This window comes from Stenotrophomonas sp., assembly GCF_036662295.1.
Classification (GTDB): domain Bacteria; phylum Pseudomonadota; class Gammaproteobacteria; order Xanthomonadales; family Xanthomonadaceae; genus Stenotrophomonas.
This window is the reverse complement of sequence record NZ_JAVWXA010000007.1, coordinates 19,897-39,252: the sequence shown is the minus strand read 5'-3', so window position 1 is coordinate 39,252 and position 19,356 is coordinate 19,897. Positions and strand designations below refer to the sequence as shown.

The 19,356-nt window shown below is 69.7% G+C and carries 17 protein-coding genes; 13 read left to right on the top strand and 4 right to left on the bottom strand.

Annotated elements, in window-relative coordinates:
* The first annotated feature begins 40 nt into the window (after positions 1-40).
* Positions 41-1,012: a polysaccharide deacetylase family protein gene (locus tag RSA25_RS02665; RefSeq protein ID WP_332807378.1), complete on the top strand. Its 972-nt coding sequence runs from the start codon at positions 41-43 to the stop codon at positions 1,010-1,012.
* A 15-nt stretch (positions 1,013-1,027) separates the two neighbouring features.
* On the opposite strand, the gene RSA25_RS02660 is transcribed toward RSA25_RS02665, so the two are convergent.
* Positions 1,028-2,629 (bottom strand): EAL domain-containing protein, encoded by a 1,602-nt coding sequence (locus tag RSA25_RS02660; RefSeq protein WP_332807377.1) that lies wholly within the window; start codon positions 2,627-2,629, stop codon positions 1,028-1,030.
* A 270-nt stretch (positions 2,630-2,899) separates the two neighbouring features.
* Here RSA25_RS02660 and cycA point away from each other — a divergent pair, with 270 nt between their 5' ends.
* The gene (gene cycA / locus RSA25_RS02655; protein ID WP_332807376.1) at positions 2,900-4,279 is read left to right on the top strand and encodes a D-serine/D-alanine/glycine transporter; all 1,380 of its coding nucleotides are present in this window, start codon (positions 2,900-2,902) and stop codon (positions 4,277-4,279) included.
* Between the two features lie 103 nt (positions 4,280-4,382).
* Positions 4,383-5,156 carry a lytic transglycosylase domain-containing protein gene (locus RSA25_RS02650; RefSeq protein ID WP_332807375.1) on the top strand — a complete coding sequence of 258 codons (774 nt, stop codon included), beginning with the start codon at positions 4,383-4,385 and terminating at the stop codon, positions 5,154-5,156.
* A 28-nt stretch (positions 5,157-5,184) separates the two neighbouring features.
* Here RSA25_RS02650 and RSA25_RS02645 read toward each other — a convergent pair whose 3' ends face one another.
* Complete coding sequence (locus RSA25_RS02645; protein ID WP_332807374.1) at positions 5,185-6,708, bottom strand: hypothetical protein; 1,524 nt, start codon at positions 6,706-6,708, stop codon at positions 5,185-5,187.
* A gap of 124 nt (positions 6,709-6,832) precedes the next feature.
* Here RSA25_RS02645 and RSA25_RS02640 point away from each other — a divergent pair, with 124 nt between their 5' ends.
* A complete protein-coding gene (locus tag RSA25_RS02640; RefSeq protein ID WP_332807373.1) occupies positions 6,833-8,914 on the top strand; it encodes an NHL repeat-containing protein in 2,082 nt (693 codons plus the stop codon).
* A 9-nt stretch (positions 8,915-8,923) separates the two neighbouring features.
* On the opposite strand, the gene RSA25_RS02635 is transcribed toward RSA25_RS02640, so the two are convergent.
* Complete coding sequence (locus RSA25_RS02635; RefSeq protein WP_332807372.1) at positions 8,924-9,298, bottom strand: YciI family protein; 375 nt, start codon at positions 9,296-9,298, stop codon at positions 8,924-8,926.
* Between the two features lie 415 nt (positions 9,299-9,713).
* On the opposite strand from RSA25_RS02635, the gene RSA25_RS02630 reads away from it, so the two are divergent.
* From RSA25_RS02630 to RSA25_RS02595, 8 genes are all read left to right on the top strand, one after another.
* A complete protein-coding gene (locus RSA25_RS02630; RefSeq protein WP_332807371.1) occupies positions 9,714-10,148 on the top strand; it encodes a YciI family protein in 435 nt (144 codons plus the stop codon).
* Positions 10,145-10,570, top strand: a complete 426-nt coding sequence (locus tag RSA25_RS02625; RefSeq protein WP_332807370.1) for a VOC family protein — start codon at positions 10,145-10,147, stop codon at positions 10,568-10,570. Before RSA25_RS02630 ends, RSA25_RS02625 begins: the two co-directional genes overlap by 4 nt.
* 19 nt (positions 10,571-10,589) lie before the next feature.
* Entirely contained in the window at positions 10,590-11,003 is a 414-nt protein-coding gene (locus tag RSA25_RS02620) for a VOC family protein (protein ID WP_332807369.1), read from the top strand.
* Between the two features lie 53 nt (positions 11,004-11,056).
* Positions 11,057-12,310: a sigma-70 family RNA polymerase sigma factor gene (locus RSA25_RS02615; protein WP_332807368.1), complete on the top strand. Its 1,254-nt coding sequence runs from the start codon at positions 11,057-11,059 to the stop codon at positions 12,308-12,310.
* Between the two features lie 68 nt (positions 12,311-12,378).
* The gene (locus tag RSA25_RS02610; protein ID WP_332807367.1) at positions 12,379-14,028 is read left to right on the top strand and encodes a M28 family metallopeptidase; all 1,650 of its coding nucleotides are present in this window, start codon (positions 12,379-12,381) and stop codon (positions 14,026-14,028) included.
* A 452-nt stretch (positions 14,029-14,480) separates the two neighbouring features.
* Positions 14,481-15,740, top strand: a complete 1,260-nt coding sequence (locus RSA25_RS02605) for a histidine kinase (RefSeq protein ID WP_332807366.1) — start codon at positions 14,481-14,483, stop codon at positions 15,738-15,740.
* Entirely contained in the window at positions 15,730-16,503 is a 774-nt protein-coding gene (locus RSA25_RS02600) for a LytTR family DNA-binding domain-containing protein (RefSeq protein ID WP_332807365.1), read from the top strand. The genes RSA25_RS02605 and RSA25_RS02600 overlap by 11 nt, the downstream gene beginning before the upstream one ends.
* Before the next feature lie 32 nt (positions 16,504-16,535).
* Positions 16,536-16,880 carry a hypothetical protein gene (locus RSA25_RS02595; protein ID WP_332807364.1) on the top strand — a complete coding sequence of 115 codons (345 nt, stop codon included), beginning with the start codon at positions 16,536-16,538 and terminating at the stop codon, positions 16,878-16,880.
* A gap of 39 nt (positions 16,881-16,919) precedes the next feature.
* Here RSA25_RS02595 and RSA25_RS02590 read toward each other — a convergent pair whose 3' ends face one another.
* Entirely contained in the window at positions 16,920-17,534 is a 615-nt protein-coding gene (locus RSA25_RS02590; protein ID WP_332807363.1) for a hypothetical protein, read from the bottom strand.
* A gap of 311 nt (positions 17,535-17,845) precedes the next feature.
* Here RSA25_RS02590 and RSA25_RS02585 point away from each other — a divergent pair, with 311 nt between their 5' ends.
* Positions 17,846-18,763: an oxygenase MpaB family protein gene (locus tag RSA25_RS02585; protein ID WP_332807362.1), complete on the top strand. Its 918-nt coding sequence runs from the start codon at positions 17,846-17,848 to the stop codon at positions 18,761-18,763.
* Positions 18,764-19,356: the final 593 nt, after the last annotated feature.

Sequence of the window (19,356 nt, the reverse complement as noted above, 5' to 3'; positions counted from 1 at the left end):
GCTTGGGTATGCTGGAGGCCGCTTTTTTGAGGTTCAAGGCATGCGTGCGACCGTGTTGCGGTGGATGGGACTGGGCCTGCTTTGCCTGGCCGCGGCGGTGCAGGCCGCACCGGACCAGCGCATCGCGCTGACCATCGACGACCTGCCGTGGCAGCGGCTGGACGAGCGCGCCGACCCGGAACTGGCGCAGCGTCACGCGCAGCTGCTGGCCGCGCTGACCGCTGCGCAGGTGCCGGTGGTGGGCTTCGTCAACGCGGGCAAGCTGGTGCGCGACGGCCAGGTGCAGCCGGCGCGGGTGCAACTGCTGCGCGACTGGCGCGATGCCGGGTTCGAGCTGGGCAACCACACCTGGGGCCACGTGGACCTGCATGTGGTGGGGCTGCCGGCGTACCAGCAGGACATCCTGCGCGGCGAGCAGACGCTGCGCCCGCTGCTGGCCGAAACGGGCCAGCCGCTGCGCTGGTTCCGCCACCCTTACCTGCGCGCCGGGCAGACCCCGCAGGAACGCGCCGCGCTGGCCGCGTTCCTGGACGCGCACGGCTACCGGATCGCGCCGGTCACCGTGGACAACAGCGAGTGGATCTGGGCATTCGCCTATGACCACGTGCGCGATACCGACACCGACCCGGCCCGGCGCGAGCAGCGCCTGCGCCAGCTGCGCCGTGGCTATGTGCCGTACATGCTCAACAAGCTGGATTACTTCCAGGCCCAGTCGCAGCAGTTGTTCGGGCGGCTGCCCGCGCAGGTGTGGCTGATGCACGCCAATGCCTTGAACGCGGACACCCTCGGCGAGCTGATCGCCGCCACCCGGCGCCGCGGCTACACCTTCATCTCCCTGGAGCAGGCCCTGCAGGACCCGGCGTATGCCCATGCCGACGGTTACAACGGGGCCGGCGGCATCAGCTGGATCCACCGCTGGGCGATGGCCGAGGGCAAGCCGCGCCGCTTCTATGCCGGTGAGCCGAAGGTGCCGCGCTGGGTGCTGGACGAGGCCGGCATCGCCGACGAGTAGGCCGGCCGTGCCGGGTCAGTCTTCCACCGCGCTGTTGGGGTTCTGCATGTTCTCCTGCGCCTTGCCGTACTGGCGCAGGCGCTGGTGGTGGAAGGCGATGAAGGCCTCCGGCGGCAGCGCCCGCGAGAACAGCCAGCCCTGACCGAATTCCACCTGGCGTGCCTGCAGGTAGGCCAGCTGGGCGGGGGTCTCGATGCCCTCGGCCACGGTGAACAGGCCCAGCGTCTTGGCCATGTCGATGATGTGCGAGGTGACCGGGCTGATGGCGCTGTCGGTGCCAATGGCATCGATGAAGGACTTGTCGATCTTCAGCGCGTCCAGCGGCAGCTGCTGCAGGTACTGCAGGCTGGAGTAGCCCACGCCGAAATCATCGATGGCCACGCTGTGCCCGGCGCGGCGCGCCATCGCCACGGCACCGCGCGCCCGTTCGATGTCGATGAAGCCGCGCTCGGTGGCCTCCAGCCAGATCTGCTGCGGGTGGATGCCGGTGCCGGCCAGCTTGGCCGTCACCACCTTGAGCGCGCGCCCGCTGCTGACATCGCCGGCGGACAGGTTGATGGCGATGTGGGCGCTGCGGTCCTGCACCAGCAGCTCGCGCATGTCCTCGATCACCCGCTCGATCACCTGGTCGGTGATGGCCTCGATCAGGCCGTGTTCCTCGGCCAGCGGGATGAACAGGTCCGGGCGCACGTGGCTGCCGTCGGGCCGGGTCCAGCGCACCAGCGATTCGGCGCCCACGCAGATGCCGGTGTCCAGCTCGATGATGGGCTGGTAGTGCATGTGGAACTCGCGCCGGCGCACCGCGGTGGCCAGCTCGCCGCGCAGCGACAGGCGGCGCCGCGACAGCCACACCACCAGCGCGATGGCGCCCAGCGCGCCCAGCACGCCCAGCGGAATGAACTGGCGGAACTGCTGCCGGAAGCTGACCACCAGGTCGGTGCGCGGGGCGGTGGCGATGGCCAGCCACTCCTGGTCCTGCGCGGTGGCATACAGGGTGGTGTCGTCCATGCCGCTGCGCGGGTCGCGCAGCAGGCGCTGCAGCAGCTGCTGGTCGGGCATGGCCTGCTGGGCCAGCAGGCGCCCGTCGGGAGTGGCCACGGCCAGGCGCACGTGCGGGTCGGCGATGACGTCCACGAACCGCTCCGGGTCCATCAGGATGTCGTAGTCGCCGAGCTGCAGGGACAGCAGCGGGGTGCCGTTGCCGGCCATCGGGCGCACCCCCAGGGTGATGCCGGCGCCGTCGGCGGTGACATGGTCCGGGGTGGGGGTGGGCACCAGATGCTCCATCATGCCCCAGGAGGTGCAGCGCAGGCGCCCGTCCTGGAAGTAGCCCACCTGTTCGGCCGAATGGGTGCTCAACACCAGCGCCCGCATCAACTGCAGGTGCTCGGGCGAGCAGGGCGTCAGCGAACTCTGGTTGAGCCGGCGCAGCGCCAGCATCCCGGCCTCGTAGGCGCGGTGGGCGCGCAGCAGGGTGCGTTCGGCGGTGAGCTGCAGGCGCTCCTGTTCGGTGTCGGTGGCCCGGCTCCAGGTGAAGTAGCCCAGGGCGGCGATCGGCACGAAGGCCCCCAGCAGGGCAAACAGCACGGTGGCGGCGATGATCCTGGCGCGGTTCAAACGGACCTCGATGCCCGGGGGGCGTGGGGAGTGGCCAATGACGAGCGCAGGGCTGGCCCATCCATTGCCCTGCGCGCTATCTCACCACCTGGCGGGGTGGATTGGAACCGGGAAGACCCGGATCTGCCGTACGGACAGTCCCTGCGGCCCGAATCGCGGTGGCCCGGGCAGGGTGAAGCCGACACCGACGCCGACGCGGCCGGCCGCCCGGCAGTAGGCAAACCGGCGGCGGTCTTCCATGATCAGGCCGTCATCCCGCTGGCCCTGCCCATGACCGCTCCCGCCGTCGCGCCCGATCACCTCCGGCGCAGCCTCTCCAACCGGCACCTGCAGCTGATTGCCATTGGCGGCGCCATCGGGACCGGCCTGTTCATGGGCTCGGGCAAGACCATCAGCCTGGCCGGCCCCTCGATCATCCTGGTCTACCTGATCATCGGCGCGATGCTGTTCTTCGTCATGCGCGCCATGGGCGAGCTGCTGCTGTCCAACCTGTCCTACAAATCCTTCATCGATTTCTCCACCGACCTGCTCGGGCCCTGGGCCGGGTTCTTCTGTGGCTGGACCTACTGGTTCTGCTGGATCATCACCGCCATCGCCGATGTGATCGCGATCGCGGCCTACGCGCAGTTCTGGTTCCCCGAGCTGGCGCCGTGGATACCGGCGCTGCTGTGCGTGATCCTGCTGCTGAGCCTGAACCTGGTGACGGTGAAGCTGTTCGGCGAAATGGAATTCTGGTTCGCCCTCATCAAGATCATCGCCATCTGCGCGCTGATCATCACCGGCTTCGGGCTGGTGGCGTGGGGTTTCACCTCGCCGTCGGGCCACGTGGCCTCCTTCGCCAACCTCTACAACGATGGCGGGATGTTCCCGATGGGGCTGGCCGGGTTCTTCGCCGGGTTCCAGATCGCGGTGTTCGCCTTCGTCGGCATCGAGCTGGTGGGCACCACCGCCGCCGAAACCGCCGACCCCGAGCGCAACCTGCCCAAGGCGATCAACTCCATCCCGATCCGCATCATCGTGTTCTACGTGCTGGCGCTGGTGGCGATCATGGCGGTGACGCCGTGGCGCGAGGTGGTGCCGGGCAAGAGCCCGTTCGTGGAGCTGTTCGTGCTGGCCGGCATCCCGGCGGCGGCGAGCCTGATCAACTTCGTGGTGCTCACCTCGGCCACCTCCTCGGCCAACAGCGGCATCTTCTCCACCAGCCGGATGATGTACGGCCTGGCCGAGGAAGGGCACGCGCCGGGCATGTTCGCGCGGCTGTCGCGGGCGGCGGTGCCCGCGCGCGGGCTGCTGTTCTCCTGCATCTGCCTGCTGCTGGGCGCGATGCTGATCTACCTGATCCCCAACCTGGTGACCGCCTTCACGCTGGTCACCACGCTGGCGGCGGTGCTGTTCATGTTCGTGTGGTCGCTGATCCTGTGCTCCTACATCGTGTACCGCCGCCGGCGCCCGCACCTGCATGCGGCGTCGGCGTTCAAGATGCCCGGCGGCGTGGCGATGTGCGTGGTGTGCCTGCTGTTCTTCGTGTTCGTGCTGGTGCTGCTGACCCTGCAGCCGGACACCCTGTACGCGCTGGCGATCAGCCCGCTGTGGTTCCTGCTGCTGGGCCTGGGCTACGCCGGCAAGCGGCTGGCCAGCCGGGGCCGCTGAAACGGGACCGGCCCCGGCAGGGGGCAGGCCCGGTATTCACCTTCGGTTCGCGGCGCCGGCCCGATGATCGCGCCGCACGAGCCGCGTGCCCTGAACCGAGCCGATGAAACCGAGCCTGCCCGCCGCGTTGGTCCTGCTGTCGCTGCTGCTGCCGTGGGCGGCGTCGGCGCGCACGGTGTACCGCTGCGTGCAGGACAACACGGTGAGCCTGGCCACCGCGCCGGAGCCGGGCTCGCGCTGCACCGCCCGCGAGGTGGAGGACAACGCGGTGCAGACCCCCAACCTGTGGGGCAACATGGGGGTGTTCAGCGGCACGCTGTACGAGCGCGAGCAGGACGGCAAGCCGGTGTACTCCACGCGCAACCTGCCCGGCTCGCGGGTGTTCCTCAAGTTCACCGTGGCCACCCCGCCGGGCGAACCGGCGCACGAAGGGCTGGGCAAGGTGGGCACGCCACAGCTGAATCGACATGCCAAACAGTTCAAGGCGGCCGCGCGCGCCACCGGGGTGGACGATGCGTGGCTGCGCGCGATCGCCCATGCCGAGAGCGGCTTCGATGCCGGGGCGATTTCGCCCAAGGGCGCGCAGGGGGTGATGCAGCTGATGCCGGACACGGCCACCGAGCTCGGCGTGGCCGATCCGCTGTCGGCCGAGCAGTCGATCAATGGCGGGGCGCGCTACATGCAGGCGTTGCTGAAGCGCTACAAGGGCGACCGCACGCTGGCCGCGGCCGCCTACAACGCGGGCATCGGCGCGGTGACCCGCTACAAGGGCGTGCCGCCCTACGCCGAGACCCTGGCCTATGTGGAGAAGGTGAGCGCGTTGTACGTGCGCTACCGCGAGGCGATGGGATTCAAGGTGGAAACGCCGGCAAAGTAGGCCGGCGCGCGGGCCAGCCGCCCCTGCGTCAGCGCCAGGCGCTGCGGCTGTAGATGGGCTGGCGTTCGATGCGGCCGACCGCGCGCGCTGCGGCCTGGAGGTCGGCGCGCTGCAGCAGTTGCTGCCACGCCTTGTCATTGGCCTCGTCGCCGCGCATCGGCGCGGCCATGCGGAAATCCTGCAGCACCTGCAGGGCGTCCTGGCGGTGCGCCGGTGCCTGCAGGTCGGCGATCAGCCGCTGCGCCGCCTCGTCCAGGCGGCCCTCGGTGAGCAGCACCTCGGCAAAGGCGATGCGACCAACGCCTTCGTTGGTCTGCAACCACTGCCGGGCCTGCCCGCTGCGCTCGGCATCGCCCAGCGTGCGGTAGGCACTGAAATACACCCACTGGCGCAGGAACTCTTCGTCCATTGGCGACGGGTCCAGGCCGGCAATGGCCTGCAGCGCCAGCGCGGGCTGCTGCCGGGCCAGGTACCAGCTGGCCAGGTACAACGCGGTGACCGGGTTGTCGGTGGCCGCCTCTTCGCGGATCGAGGCGGCCAGCAACAGGGTCTTCTCGGCCTGCGCGTCGCGGCCGAGGCGGTGCTCGGCGGTGGCGCGGTGGGCCAGCAGCCACGCTGCGTAGTGGCCACCGGCGAAGGCGCGCGGTGCGTCCGGTGGCGACAGGCGCTCATATAGCCGGTCGGTGGTGGACAGCACCTGTTCGTGTTCGCCGAGCAGCAGCAGCGTATCGGTGAATTCGACCAGGCGATCGCTCCGTTCGGGCCGCAGCAGGCCCTGCACGCGCAGCGCATCGGCATGGCGTTGCGCGGACTGCAGCGCATCGAAGCGCGGCCCCCGGCGATCCACCAGCGCATCGAAGCGCTTGTCGCTGCGCAGGTTGACCACTTCCATCGGCTTGTCGATGCGGGCCACGGTGGCCGCCACGCGCGCGGTGTCGCCCGCGTCGGCCTGCAGCGTGGCCAACTGCAGCCACAGCCCGGCCGGCTCGATGCCATCGTCGGTCCAGTCGCGGTCGAACATCACCTGCAGCAGCGCACGCCGCCGTGCTGGCTGGTCCTGCAGCCGGTCGATCAGCGAGTAGGCCATCTGCACGTCAAGGTCGGCCAGGAACGTGTCGGAGGCGCGCAGCGAACGGGTGATGTAATCGGCGCCCTGGCCGATATCGTCCTGCCACAGCAGCAGGCGGCCCATCACGTAGAGCGCGCGTGGATCGTCCGGGGCCAGCCCAAGCGCGGCGGTCAGGTAGGTGCGCGCCTGCGCGCCCTGGCGGGCGTTGAAGGCGGTGCGGCCGGCAGTGACCCAGCCGTCCACGCGCTGCGCATCGGGAAGGTTGGCAAAGGCCGGGTCGGCGAAGACGCGTTCGAAGCCCAGCAGCGCGCCCACGCTGTCACCGCTTTCGGCCAGTGCGATGCTGTCCGCCAGGCGGGTGGCCAGCGCGTGGTCCGGCACGGTGATCGTGGCGGGCGTATCGCGGTCGTTCCCGGCCATGGCCGGCGTGGTGAACAGCGCCAGCAGCAGGCAACCGGTGAGACGGTGTCGCACGCTCGACATGGGCCTTCCTTCCGTGGAGAGAACATCGATTGAACCCGGAACGCGCCGGGGACACAAGCGCGCGGGCTTTGCACGCGCGCGGGCAACGTTTAAGGTCGGGGCCCAAACGAAGGCAGGGAAGGCGATGAAACGTTGGCACTGGATGGTGGCGGTGGTGGTGGCGATCACCGCGGCAGGGCTGGCGTGGACGTTCCGCTCCCCGATTGCGCAGGTGCCGGTCGAGCAGGGCCCGACGCCGACCGCGCTCGGCTGGCAGGCGCGCATCGAGACCCTCGCCGGTGATGGCGTGGGCGGCCTGCGCGAGGGCGCCGGCGCGCAGGCGCGTTTCGCCGATCCGTATGCGCTGGCGCTCGATGCGCAGGGCGTGGCCTATGTCGCCGACGGCGGTGACAGCAACCGCATCCGCCGCGTGTATCCGGATGGGCGCGTGGACACGCTGGCCGGCAGCGATGAGGGCTGGCGCGATGGGCCGGCGTTGCAGGCGCAGTTCCACACGCCCTCGGGCGTGGCCGTGGACGCGGCCGGTGCGGTGTACGTGGCCGATACGGGTAACCACCGCATCCGCCGGATCGGGCCGGATGGGAGGGTCAGCACGGTGGCCGGCGACGGCCAGGCCGGCTTTGTGGATGGCCCGGCCGCGCAGGCGCGTTTCGATGCGCCGATGGGCGTGGCCGTGGATGGCAGCGGCCGGGTGTTCGTGGCCGATACCTACAACGACCGCATCCGCGTGATCGAACCCGATGGCCGCGTACGCACGCTGGCCGGCGGCGCCGCGCCGGGCAACGTGGACGGGTTTGGCGAGCAGGCGCGCCTGGATACGCCGGTGGCGCTGGCGCTGGATTCGCACGGCAACCTGTTGATCGCCGATCTGTACAACGATGCGATCCGGCGGTTGTCGCCGGACGGCATGCTGCGCACCCAGGTGGTGGGCGGTGGACTGGTCAGTGGCCCGCTGTCGGTGGCCGTCACCCACGACGACGTGCTGTACGTGGGCGACATCAACGGCAAGGTGGTGCAGGTGTCCGCGCAGGGCCACCAGGTGGCCTTGGCCGGCGTGGCGCCGCAGCCGCGCTTCGCCCGGCCCAGTGGCCTGGCGCTGGACGCCGACGGAGGCCTGTACCTGGCCGATGCCGCCGCGTACCGCGTGCATCGCCTGCGCGCGGCCCCCGCCGGCGCCGCGCCGCTGCCGGCGCTGACCGGGCCGGCACCCGACGCGCCGCTGCCGGCGACCGCCGGGCGCTGGCCGCTGGCCCCGCAGGACGGCTGGCACGAGGTGGTGGGGACGCTGGGCGAGGTGCGCGGCAACTTCACCGGCGAGAGCCGCCACCACCTGCACGGCGGCTTCGACATCCGCGGCGATGTCGGCCAGCGCGTGCTGGCCATCGCCGATGGCAAGGTGGACAGCGCGTTTGCCGCCTGGTCGGTAGGCGGGCAGGGCGAGGGCCTGGCGCTGGGCCGCCTGAAGTACATCCACATGCAGGTGGGCCGTGACCCGCGCGGGCAGGCGTTCGATGCACGCTGGCAGCAGGTGCGCGACGAGGAGGGCACGCTGGAGCGCATCCGGGTGCGCCGTGGTACGCGCTTCCACGTGGGCGAGCCGCTGGGCAGCATCAACCGCATGGCGCACGTGCACCTGAGCGTGGGCGCCAGCGGCTTCGAGCGCAATGCGGTGGCGCTGGGCTTTGTGGGGTACGCCGACGCCTTTGCGCCGCGCATCACCGAGGTGGCGCTGCTGGATGACCTGGACCAGCCGCTCAAGGCCGCCGCCAACGGCCGCGTGCCTGTGCCGCGGCAGGGCCCGGGCGTGCAGATCGTGGTGGAAGCATGGGACCAGGTGGATCGCAACCTGCCGCGGCGGCGCCTGGGCGCCTACCAGGTGGGTTACCAGATCCTGGATGCGCAGGGCCAGCCGTTGCCCGGCTATGAGCAGCCGCGGTTCAACATCGTGTTCAACCGCATGCCGCCGGAAAACAGCGCGACCGTGGTGGCCTATGCGCCGGACAGCGGCATCACGGTGCATGGCAGCGCGGTCACCCGTTTCCGCTACCTGGTGACCAACACCGTGCGCGATGGCCTGGTGGAGACGGGGCGCTGGCAGCCGGACGCGTTACCGGCCGGCGACTATGTGATCCGCGCCAGTGCGCGCGACTACAGCGGCAATGACGGCGTGGGCGCGCGCGAGCTGAAGATCACGCTGCTGCCCTGACCGGCCGGCTCAGGCGCCGACGCGTGCGCGCTCGGCGTCCATGTCGGCCACCGGTCGTACTTCGATACTGCCAAACCGGGACCAGGGGAACTGCTGGGCGATGGTCATTGCCTCGGCCGCGTCGCGGGCATTGATGAGGTTGAAGCCGGCCAGCAGTTCGTGGGTTTCGGCGAAGGGACCGTCGGTGATGCGCGGCTGGTCCTGGCGGGTGCGCAGGGTGCGCGCCTGCGCCACCGGTTGCAGCTGCTGGGCCAGCACGAGGGTGCCGCTGGCCTGGAGGGCGTCGGCATGGTGCAGGCAGTCGCGCATCAGGCGGTCGTACTCGGCCTCGGGCAGGGCCTGGATCAGGCCTTCGTCGATGTAGATGAGCAGCAGGAATTGCATGTCCGGGCGCTCCGGGACGGGGCGGTCATGATGCCGCAGCCGGCGCGACCGGCGTGTTGCAGCGCCGCACGTGTTGCCTGTTCAGTTGGGTTGGGTGGATGGGGGAGAAAACTGCTTGCGAGTGCCGGCCTGGTCGCGCGGGTGGGGGTGTGGCCCGCAGGAGAGCAACAGCCGCCGCACTGGCGGTTGGTCGGTGGTCGTTGGGAGTAATGGTGGCTGTGGGATGCCGGCCAGCGGCCGGCACTACCGGTGGTGCCCGACCAAACCAGCAACGGCCGGCACGCCGCCTGGGCCGCTTTTGCATCGGCCGTTGCCGCTGGTCAAAAAAAGTGGATCGGATTGTCGATTCCCGCCGCCTGCCGGCGTCGGAGGTAGTGAAGGCCCGATGCGCGGGCTGTCTACCAGGAGCGATCCGATGAAAGTCATGGTGCTGGTCAAGGCCACCGCGGCCACCGAGGCCGGGCAGATGCCCACCGAGGCGGAGTTCCAGGCCATGGGCGCGTTCAATGCCCAGCTCGTGGAGGCCGGCATCATGCTGGCCGGCGAGGGCCTGCATCCCACCTCGCGGGGGCGCCGGGTGGTCTTCGGCGGGGAACGGCCGCAGGTGATCGAGGGGCCGTTCACGGCAACCACCGAGCTGGTGGCCGGCTTCTGGCTGTGGCAGGTACGTTCGCTGGACGAGGCCACCGAGTGGCTCAAACGCGCCCCGTTCGGCCCGCAGGACGTGGTGGAGATCCGCCCCGTCTTCAGCGAAGAGGACCTCGGCGATACCTTCACTCCCGAATTACGCGCGCAGGAACAGCGTCTGCGCGACCGCCTCGACAACGACAACCAAGGAGAACGTGCATGAAACTGATTCCTTTCCTGGGCTTCAACGGCAAGACCCATGAGGCCATGGCCTTCTACGCGCAGGTGCTCGGTGGCCAGGTCACCTCCGAGATGCGGTACCGCGACATGCCGCCCATGGAGGGCGCCCCCGAAGGGTGTGGCGAGATGCCGCCGGAGACCCTGGACCACGTCGCCCACAGCCAGCTGGAAGTGGCCGGCGCGATCCTCATGGCGGCCGACGGCCCCTCCAGCGGTGGCGAGAACAGCACCACCATCAACATCGACGTGGACACCGTGGAGGAGGCCGAGCGCGTGTTCAAGGCCCTGGCCGAGGGTGGCGAGGTGAAGATGCTGATCGGCGAAACCTTCTGGGCCCATCGTTGGGGCTTCCTGATCGACCGCTACGGCAAGCCGTGGATGGTCAACTGCATGAAGCAACCCTGATCCCGGCCAAGGAATGACCATGACCACGCCTCCGCAGATGATCTTCGTCAACCTGCCCGTGCGCGACCTGGCCGCGTCCAAGGCCTTCTTCGCCGCACTGGGCTACACCTTCAACCCCACCTTCACCGATGAGAATGCCGCGTGCATGATCATCAGCGACAGCATCTTCGTGATGCTGCTGGTGGAGCCGTTCTTTGCCGGCTTCACGCCCCGGCCGATCAGCGACGCGCGCACCGCCACCGAGGTGATCACCTGCCTGTCCGCCGCCAGCCGCGCGGCGGTGGACACGCTGGTGGACAAGGCGCTGGGGGCCGGCGCGAGCGAGCCGATGCCGGCCCGCGATTACGGCTTCATGTACCAGCGCGGCTTCCAGGACCTGGACGGCCACCTGTGGGAGATCGCGCACATGGACGGCGAGCCGGGGCAGGCGTAAGCGGGCGCGGCGGCGGGCTTGTGCCGGGCCGCCGCCGATGCTCTGATCCGCGCATGGAGACCGCCCTTTCCCAACGCATGGACACGCTCTGGCGGATGGAGTCGCCTGGCCTGATCGCACGCCTGGCGCGGATGCTGGGCGGCGATGTGGGGCGTGCCGAAGAACTGGCCCAGGACACCTGGCTGGCGGCGCTGGAGCGCTGGCCCGAACAGGGCGTCCCGGACAACCCCGGAGCGTGGCTGATGACCACCGCGCGCAATCGTGCCATCGACGTGCTGCGCCAGCACCAGCGCGTGGCCGGGCAGCATGCGCTGCACGCCAGTGCGCTGGAGCCGCTGCCGCTGCGCGCGCCGGACGACAGCGATGGCCTGCAGGACGACATCGGCGATGACCTGCTGCGGCTGATGTTCGTGGCCTGCCACCCGGTGCTGCCGCCGGACGCGCGCGTGGCACTTACCCTGCGCCTGCTGGGCGGGCTGACCACCGAGGAGATCGCGCGCGCCTTCCTGGTGCCCGAGGCCACCATCGCCCAGCGCATCGTGCGCGCCAAGCGCACGCTGGCACAGAAGCAGGTGCCGTTCGACGTGCCGCGCCAGGCCGCGCTGCCCGAGCGCCTGGCCTCGGTGCTGGAGGTGGTCTACCTGGTCTTCAACGAAGGCTATGCCGCCAGTGCCGGCACTGACTGGATGCGCCCGGCGCTGTGCGAGGAAGCGCTGCGGCTTGGCCGCGTGCTGGCCCATCGCCTGCCCACCTGGCCGCAGGTGCAGGGCCTGCTGGCGTTGATGGAACTGCAGGCCTCGCGCATGGCCGCGCGCACCGATGCGGCGGGCCTGCCGATCCTGCTGCCCGACCAGGACCGCGCGCGCTGGGACTGGTTGCAGATCGGGCGGGGGCAGGCCGCGTTGCAGCAGGCCCTCGGCCTGGGCGGTGACGCGCACCCCTACGTGCTGCAGGCGGCGATTGCCGACTGCCACGCGCGGGCACGCCGCAGCGAGGACACCGACTGGGCGCGGATCGCCGCGTTGTACGCGCAGCTGGCACGCCTGCAGCCCTCGCCGGTGGTCGAGCTCAACCGCGCCGTGGCGGTGTCGCGTGCGCAGGGCGCGGCGGCGGCCTGGCCGCTGGTGGCGCAGTTGGGCAATGACGCCCGCCTGCGCGATTACGCGCCGCTGGCGGCGGTGCAGGGCGACCTGCTGGCCCAGCTGGGGCAGCACGCACTGGCACGGGCCGCGTTCGAGCGCGCCGCGGCGCTGACCGCCAACGAGCCGGAGAAGGCGCTGCTGCTGGCACGCGCGGCGGCTGTGTAAACCGGCACTGCACCGGGCGCCGAGGCTGGCCTACACTCGGGCGATTGTCGTCCGTGATGAGGTGCAGCGTGAAGCGTGTGGTAATCAGCCTGTTGGCGTTGTCGGTGTCCTCGGCCCTGATGGCCGCCACCCCCAAGTTCGACGGGGCGCGGATCTCCGCCGACGTCGAGGAACTGGCGTCGGATGCCTACGAGGGCCGCTCGCCGGCCACCGCCGGTGAAGAAAAAACGGTGGCCTACCTGAGCCGCCAGTTCGCCGCAGCCGGCCTGCAGCCCGGTGGCGACCTCAAGGACGGCAAGCGCCTGTGGACCCAGGCCGTGCCGCTGCTCAAGGGCGATATCGTCGGCGCGCCGAGCCTGACGCTGAGCAGCAAGGGCGCCCCGCAGACGCTCAGCCAGGGCAAGGAAATCGCCGTGCGCGCGGCCATGAACGGTGCCAGCGAGGTGGACATCCGCAATGCGCCGCTGGTGTTCCTCGGCTACGGCGTCAAGGCGGCCGAGCGCAACTGGGACGACTTCAAGGGCGTGGACCTCAAGGGCAAGATCGCGGTGGTGCTGATCAACGACCCGGACTTCGAAAGCGGGCAGGGCGATTTCGACGGCAAGGGCATGACCTACTACGGCCGTTGGACCTACAAGTACGAGGAAGGCGCGCGCCAGGGCGCCCTCGGCGTGCTGATCGTGCACGAAACCGCGCCGGCCTCCTACGGCTGGGCGACGGTGGCCGGCTCCAACACCAACACCATGTTCGACGTGGTGCGCGACAAGCCGGCGGAGGCGCACCCGCTGCTGGAAGGCTGGATCCAGCGCGATCTGGCCGTGGACCTGTTCAAGCGCGCCGGGCTGGATTTCGAGGCGCTCAAGCAGCAGGCGCAGCGCCGCGACTTCAAGCCGGTGGAACTCAAGGGCGAGACCTTCTCGGCCAGGTATGCGGTCAAGACCGAGGTGATCACCTCGCACAACGTGGCCGCGCGCCTGGAAGGGGCCACCCATCCGGACGAGACCGTGGTGTACAGCGCGCACTGGGACCACATCGGCGTGGGCAAGCCGGATGCCAACGGTGACACCATCTTCAACGGCGCGCTGGACAACGCCAGCGGCACCGCTTCGCTGCTGGAGCTGGCGCGCGGTTTCGCCAAGGCCAAGCGTCCGGCGCGGTCGGTGCTGTTCCTGGCGGTGACCGCCGAGGAGAAGGGCCTGCTGGGCTCGGAGTACTACGCCAGCCACCCGCTGTACCCGCTGGCCAAGACCGTGGCGGTGATCAACATGGACGGCATGGCGCCGTTCGGTCCGTCGCGTGATTTCGGCATCTACGGCTCGGCCAAGCTGGAACTGCTGGACCAGCTCAAGGACGTGGCCAAGGGCTGGGATATCCGCTATACCCCCGATCCCAAGCCCGAAGCGGGCCTGTTCTTCCGCTCGGATCACTTCCCGTTCGCCAAGCGCGGCGTGCCGGCGGTGTCCTATTCGGCCGGGCAGGACTGGGTGGACGGCGGCGTGGCCGCGGGCAAGGCGGCCTCGGATGACTACACCGCCAAGCGTTACCACCAGCAGGGCGACCAGTGGCAGCCGGACTGGACCTTCGCTGGCGCCTCGCGCGACCTGGAAGTGCTGTACACGCTGGGCAACCAGCTGGCCAACTCGCGCGCCTGGCCGAACTGGAGCGATGACTCCCAGTTCCGCGCCCCGCGCGAGGCCAGCGCCGCCGAGCGCCGGTAACCAGGCAACCGAGCGTAGGTAGTGCCGGCCGCTGGCCGGCTCCACCGAACGTGGGTAGCGCCGGCCGCTGGCCGGCTCCACCGACCGTAGGTAGTGCCGGCCGCTGGCCGGCTCCAACCGAACGTGGGTAGTGCCGGCCGCTGGCCGGCTCCTCGGTTCAATGATCGAAGCAGGCAGGCCGGCCTCCCCACGGCACAAAGGCAGCCGGCCAGCGGCCGGCACTACCAGGTACGCGGCGAGCGGGCGGCGTACCAGGTACCCCGCGAGCAGCCGGCGTTACCAGGTACCCGGCGAGCGGCCGGCGTTACCAGCTACCCGGCCAGCGGCCGCCATTACCACGCAGCCGGCCGCAGGCCACCTTCATCCCCCCTTTCCCCGCCTTCGTCGCATGCCGCTTGTTCCCGCCGGTGGCGGGGCTATGCTCGCCTCACTCCCTATGTGAAGACGCCGCCGTGTTCGCCAGCCTCGCTCTGATTCTCCGCATCCTGTTGGCCTGGGCCGCCGCCATCGTCGTGGCCGGCTTCGTCTGGAGTGGCATCTTCAGCGGCATGGACGACGGCCCCGGGTGGGTCTTCGGGCTGCTGGCGATGTTCCTGGTGGTGACCGCGATCGGCAGCTGCATCACCCACATCCGCCGGGTGTGGCTGGTGGCCGGGCGCCTGGACGGCACCACCCTGTCCAGCCGCCAGCGGCGCCAGATCGAGCTGCCGATGGATGCCGGCCCGGCCTTCGCCCTGGTGGAAAAAGCCATCGCCGAACTGCCGCGCGTGGAAGACATCGAAAGCGCCGCCGGCAGCCTGCAGGTGCGCGCCTACGTGCGCCGGGTGGACCCCTACAACGGCCGGCCGACCTCGCGCTGGAACCTGCCGGCGCGCCTGGCGATCCGCCGCAATGGCGTGCTGGCCACGGTGACCCCGGGGCAGGGCACCAGCAGCGTTACGCTCCTGTTCGAGCCGGACGCCGGGGTCTGGGCCGACCTGTTGGCCGTGGACGAAGGCAGCAACTACGAAAACGCCGAGGCCGTCACCCGCGCCATCACCCGCCGGGTGTCCGAGCAGCGCCGCGACGAGCAGGCCGCCGCCGAGCAGACCGCAACGGAGAAGGAGCTGTCGGTGGCCAAGCTCAACCTCCTGCACGCCCAGGTCGAGCCGCACTTCCTCTACAACACGCTGGCCAACGCGCAGGTGCTGACCCGCACCGATCCGCCGCGCGCCGACCAGATGCTCGGGCATCTCATCCAGTACCTGCGCAGCTCGCTGCCGAGCGTGGACGAGTCGATGTCCACCCTGGGCGTGGAGCTGGAGCGCACCCAGGCCTACCTGGAAATCCTCAAGATCCGCATGGGCGCGCGGCTGGCGCTGCAGGTGGACGTGCCGCCGGCGCTGCTGACCTTGCCGCTGCCATCGATGGCGCTGCAGACGCTGGTGGAGAATGCGATCAAGCACGGCCTGGAGCCCAAGCCCGGTGGCGGCACGGTGTGGATCATCGCCCGCGCCTTCGAGGACCATGTCACCCTGACCGTGGCCGATGATGGCCTGGGCTTCGGCCAGGGCAGCAGCGGCACCGGCATCGGCCTGAAGAACCTGCGCGAACGCCTGCGCCTGACCTGCGGCGAACGCGCCGGGGTGGCCATCGTCTCCAACTTCCCCAGCGGCGTGGCCGCCACCATCACCCTGCCGCGTGACGCGCGCGAGGCCATCCATGCAGCTTGATGCGCTTGTTGCCGAAGACGAAGACCTGCTGCGCCAGTCGCTGGTGGACCAGTTGCAGCGGCTGTGGCCGGAGCTGCGGCTGGTGGGCGAGTGCGAGGACGGCGCCTGCGCGCTGGAGCGCATCGCCGAACTCAAGCCGGACCTGGCCTTCCTGGATATCCGCATGCCGGGCATCACCGGCATCGACGTGGCCCGCGCGCTGCCGGAGATCAGCCCGCGCACCCACGTGGTGTTCGTGACCGCCTACGACCAGTACGCCATCGATGCGTTCGAACAGGGCGCGATGGACTACCTGCTCAAGCCGGTGAGCGACGAGCGCCTGCTGGCCACGCGCGAGCGGATCCTGGCGCGCCTGCAGGCGGGGCGGCCGGACAGCGCCATGCTCGAACAGCTGCTGCAGCGGCTCGGCCAGGGCAACACGACAAGCGCCAACACGCCGCCGTTGGCGTGGATCACCGCCAGCAATGGCCGCGACACGCAGCTGATCATGCTGGAGGACGTGCTTTACTTCCGCGCGGACAGCAAATACACCACGGTGGTGACCGAACAGGGCGAAAGCCTGCTGCGCACCCCGCTGCGCGAACTGTTGGAGGTGCTGGACCCGCAGCGCTTCCGCCAGGTGCATCGCTCCACCATCGTCAACATGAAGGCAGTGGCGGCGGTGAGCCGCGATGACAGCGGTCGTGGCCAGCTGCGGCTGAAGCATCGCGCCGAGGTGCTGAGCGTCAGCCAGCCGTTCATGAGCCTGTTCCGCGGCATGTAAGCCGCCCCTTTCACCCCCCCTTGGGAGCCACCATGCGCCATGTCCTGATCCTGTGTGCCGCCGTGCTCGGCCTGGCCGCCTGCAGCGGGTCCAGCAATACCTCGGTCACGCGCACGCGCGCCAATGGCGTGGATACGCTGTACAGCAAGTCCACGGTGGTGGACGGAGTGGCGCACTTCCAGTGCATCGCCAGCAGCAGCGGGCAGTGCCACTACCTGGTGCTGGCGCGGGGCTGCAAGGCCGACAAGGCCTGCGTGCAGCCGCCCCTGCGCCGGCTGTCGGTGGCGGTGGGCAAGACCGAGCAGGTGACCGGGCTGCCGGCTGGCTTCGACCAGTGCGTGGCCGAACAGCCCAAAGAACAATGCCACCGTGAGTGATCACGATGGCATTGTGGCTCCCCCCGCTTTTCGGGCCGGTCAGAACGCCGGCTGCAGGTGCAGGTTGCCCGGGGTGTCCTGATCGCCGACGTGGTTGAGCTGGCCGACCAGTTCGGAGTGCTGCTTCATCCGGCCGATCTCGCGCATGATGCGGATGTCCTCATGGCGCAGTTCGCGGCGGGCGGTGACGGCCTGCTTGTAGTCGAGCACTTCGGGGTAATGCTGGGCCATGTCCAGCGCTTCGGCCACGCATTCCACGCTGTCGGCGTCGGAGGTGATGCGCGCGCGGCTGTTGAAGGCCTTCATCCAGCGCTCGAAACCGGCGGTATGGTCGAACATGTTGGCCATGAACCAGATCACGAACAGGATCGAGATCCACGAGCCGAACACGATCACCACGCGGGTGAAGGTGATATGGAAGTCATCGCGCCACAGGTAGTTGCTGATCAACCCGAGGATGAGCAGCGAGGAGGCCTGCCAGCCGACGATGGAGGCCATCAGCCACTGGCCCTTGGCCTTGGCCAGCACCTCCACTTCCTCGCGGATCTGCTGCTCGCTCTTGTTACGCCAATGCGCGACCTGTTTTTCGAACGGACTCCCGTAGAGCTCGTTGTCCTGCAACAGCAAACCCAAACCCTTGAACAAAGCGATCATGACGTGCTCCTTCTGGAACGTGCGGCAGCGCATTTGGACGAACTTGAGGCGGATTCAGTTCTAGCACTTCCAGCGAGCCGTGCAATGGGGGCAGTGCGAAGCCAGGCTGGGTCTTTTTCTGAATGCGGGAAGCGTGGTGCGGTGCGTCATCGCGATGATGGCCTGCGACAAGATGTCGCAGGGAAAATCGTGCTGCGGCCGCACATGAAACCGGGCTGAAACGCCACGCTCGCTGGACGGGCCGTGATCGGCCAGAATCGGGGCCGACCGCGCAGCCGACGGTCGTTTCCTCCCCCGATTGGACTGTTGTGATGCCGCCGTTGCTGCACCGTCTTTCCCGCCCGATGACCGCGCCCCTCCGGCGCTGGGTGCTGGGCGCCTTCCCGCGTGGGCAGAGCGGGATCGATTACGACCAGCCGTTGGGCGATCCGGGCTGGTTCGGCCTGCACAGCGTGACCTGGCGGGTCCATTCGGAATTTCCCGGGATGCTGGCCGGGGGGCTGTGCGCGCTGATGCTGCAGACCCTGCACCCGCTGGCGCTGGCCGGGGTCTACGACCATTCCAACTTCCGCGGGGACCTGGTGGGGCGGTTGCGCCGGACGACCGCGTTCGTGGCTGGCACCACCTACGCCCCGCAGGCGGAAGTGGAGGCGCTGGTGGCGAAGGTGACGCGCATTCATGCACAGGTGCGGGGCCACGCCGCCGATGGCCGGCCCTATGCGGCCGACGATCCGGCGCTGCTGACCTGGGTGCACGTGACCGAGGCCTACGGCTTCCTGCAGGGGTGCCGGCGCTACTGCCGCCCGGTGCCGCCGGCGGTGGCCGACCAGTACTACCGCGAGTACAAGCGGGTGGCCGAGGCGCTGGGCGCGACGTCCGTGCCGGCATCGGAGGCGGAGGTCGCGGCGTACTTTGCCCGGCAGGTACCGCAGTTGGCATTCGACGCGCGTTCGCGCGAGGTGCTGGGGGTGCTGTCGGGGATCCAGCTGCCGGTGCCGATGGCCGGGCTGTCGCGCGAGCTGTTCCTGGGCGCGGGCGCGGCGCTGCTGCCGGCGTGGGCCGAGGCGATGCTGGCGCGCACGGCGCTGCAGCGGACGCAGGCGCGCACCTCGGCCCGGGTGCTGCACGCGATGACGCCGTTGTTCCGCCGCGCGCTGCAGGACGGCCTGGCCACGCGCGCCTGCACGCGGATGGGCGTACCGGTGAGCGTGCTGGCCGAGTGGGGCTGATGGTCGTATCGGGTGGATGTGGCCGAGGGGGCCCGGGCGTGGGTGGGCATGATCTTTGGCGCGGGGGTGTTTTGCCGTGCCAGTCAGTGGGATTGGCAGCCGATTGGGAGCCGATCCATTGGTAGGGTCGCTCGCCAGACGACTGCACGCGAGGTGTACCGGCCGTGGGTGGGCATGACCTTTGCCGCAGGGGTGCTTTGCCGTGCCGGTCAGTGTTGTCGGCAGCCGATTGGAAACCGACCAATGGTAGGGTCGCTCGCCAGACGACTGCACGCGGGGTGTCCCGGCCGTGGGTGGGCATGACCTTTGCCGAAGGGGTGCGTTGCCGTTGTGTGTGGCCGCGGCTTGCGTCGGCCGAGGTCATGCGTTCGTCGTGCCGATGAGCGGTATCTGCGGTCGTTTGGGAACCGACCCTACCGGCGTCGTTTCCCAGACGGGTGCACGTGGGGGAGCCGGCCGTGGGTGGGCATGACCTTTGCCGCAGCGGTGTTTTGCCGTGCCGGTCAGTGTTGTCGGCAGCCGATTGGAAACCGACCAATGGTAGGGTCGCTCGCCAGACGACTGCACGCGGGGTGTCCCGGCCGTGGGTGGGC

Coding starts and splice junctions, on each gene's coding strand:
- RSA25_RS02640 (WP_332807373.1), top strand. CDS start 6,833: ATGAAACGTTGGCACTGGATGGTGGCGGTGGTGGTGGCGATCACCGCG.
- cycA (WP_332807376.1), top strand. CDS start 2,900: ATGACCGCTCCCGCCGTCGCGCCCGATCACCTCCGGCGCAGCCTCTCC.
- RSA25_RS02590 (WP_332807363.1), bottom strand. CDS start 17,534: ATGATCGCTTTGTTCAAGGGTTTGGGTTTGCTGTTGCAGGACAACGAG.
- RSA25_RS02665 (WP_332807378.1), top strand. CDS start 41: ATGCGTGCGACCGTGTTGCGGTGGATGGGACTGGGCCTGCTTTGCCTG.
- RSA25_RS02585 (WP_332807362.1), top strand. CDS start 17,846: ATGCCGCCGTTGCTGCACCGTCTTTCCCGCCCGATGACCGCGCCCCTC.
- RSA25_RS02630 (WP_332807371.1), top strand. CDS start 9,714: ATGAAAGTCATGGTGCTGGTCAAGGCCACCGCGGCCACCGAGGCCGGG.
- RSA25_RS02635 (WP_332807372.1), bottom strand. CDS start 9,298: ATGCAATTCCTGCTGCTCATCTACATCGACGAAGGCCTGATCCAGGCC.
- RSA25_RS02615 (WP_332807368.1), top strand. CDS start 11,057: ATGGAGACCGCCCTTTCCCAACGCATGGACACGCTCTGGCGGATGGAG.
- RSA25_RS02595 (WP_332807364.1), top strand. CDS start 16,536: ATGCGCCATGTCCTGATCCTGTGTGCCGCCGTGCTCGGCCTGGCCGCC.
- RSA25_RS02625 (WP_332807370.1), top strand. CDS start 10,145: ATGAAACTGATTCCTTTCCTGGGCTTCAACGGCAAGACCCATGAGGCC.
- RSA25_RS02650 (WP_332807375.1), top strand. CDS start 4,383: ATGAAACCGAGCCTGCCCGCCGCGTTGGTCCTGCTGTCGCTGCTGCTG.
- RSA25_RS02620 (WP_332807369.1), top strand. CDS start 10,590: ATGACCACGCCTCCGCAGATGATCTTCGTCAACCTGCCCGTGCGCGAC.
- RSA25_RS02645 (WP_332807374.1), bottom strand. CDS start 6,708: ATGTCGAGCGTGCGACACCGTCTCACCGGTTGCCTGCTGCTGGCGCTG.
- RSA25_RS02600 (WP_332807365.1), top strand. CDS start 15,730: ATGCAGCTTGATGCGCTTGTTGCCGAAGACGAAGACCTGCTGCGCCAG.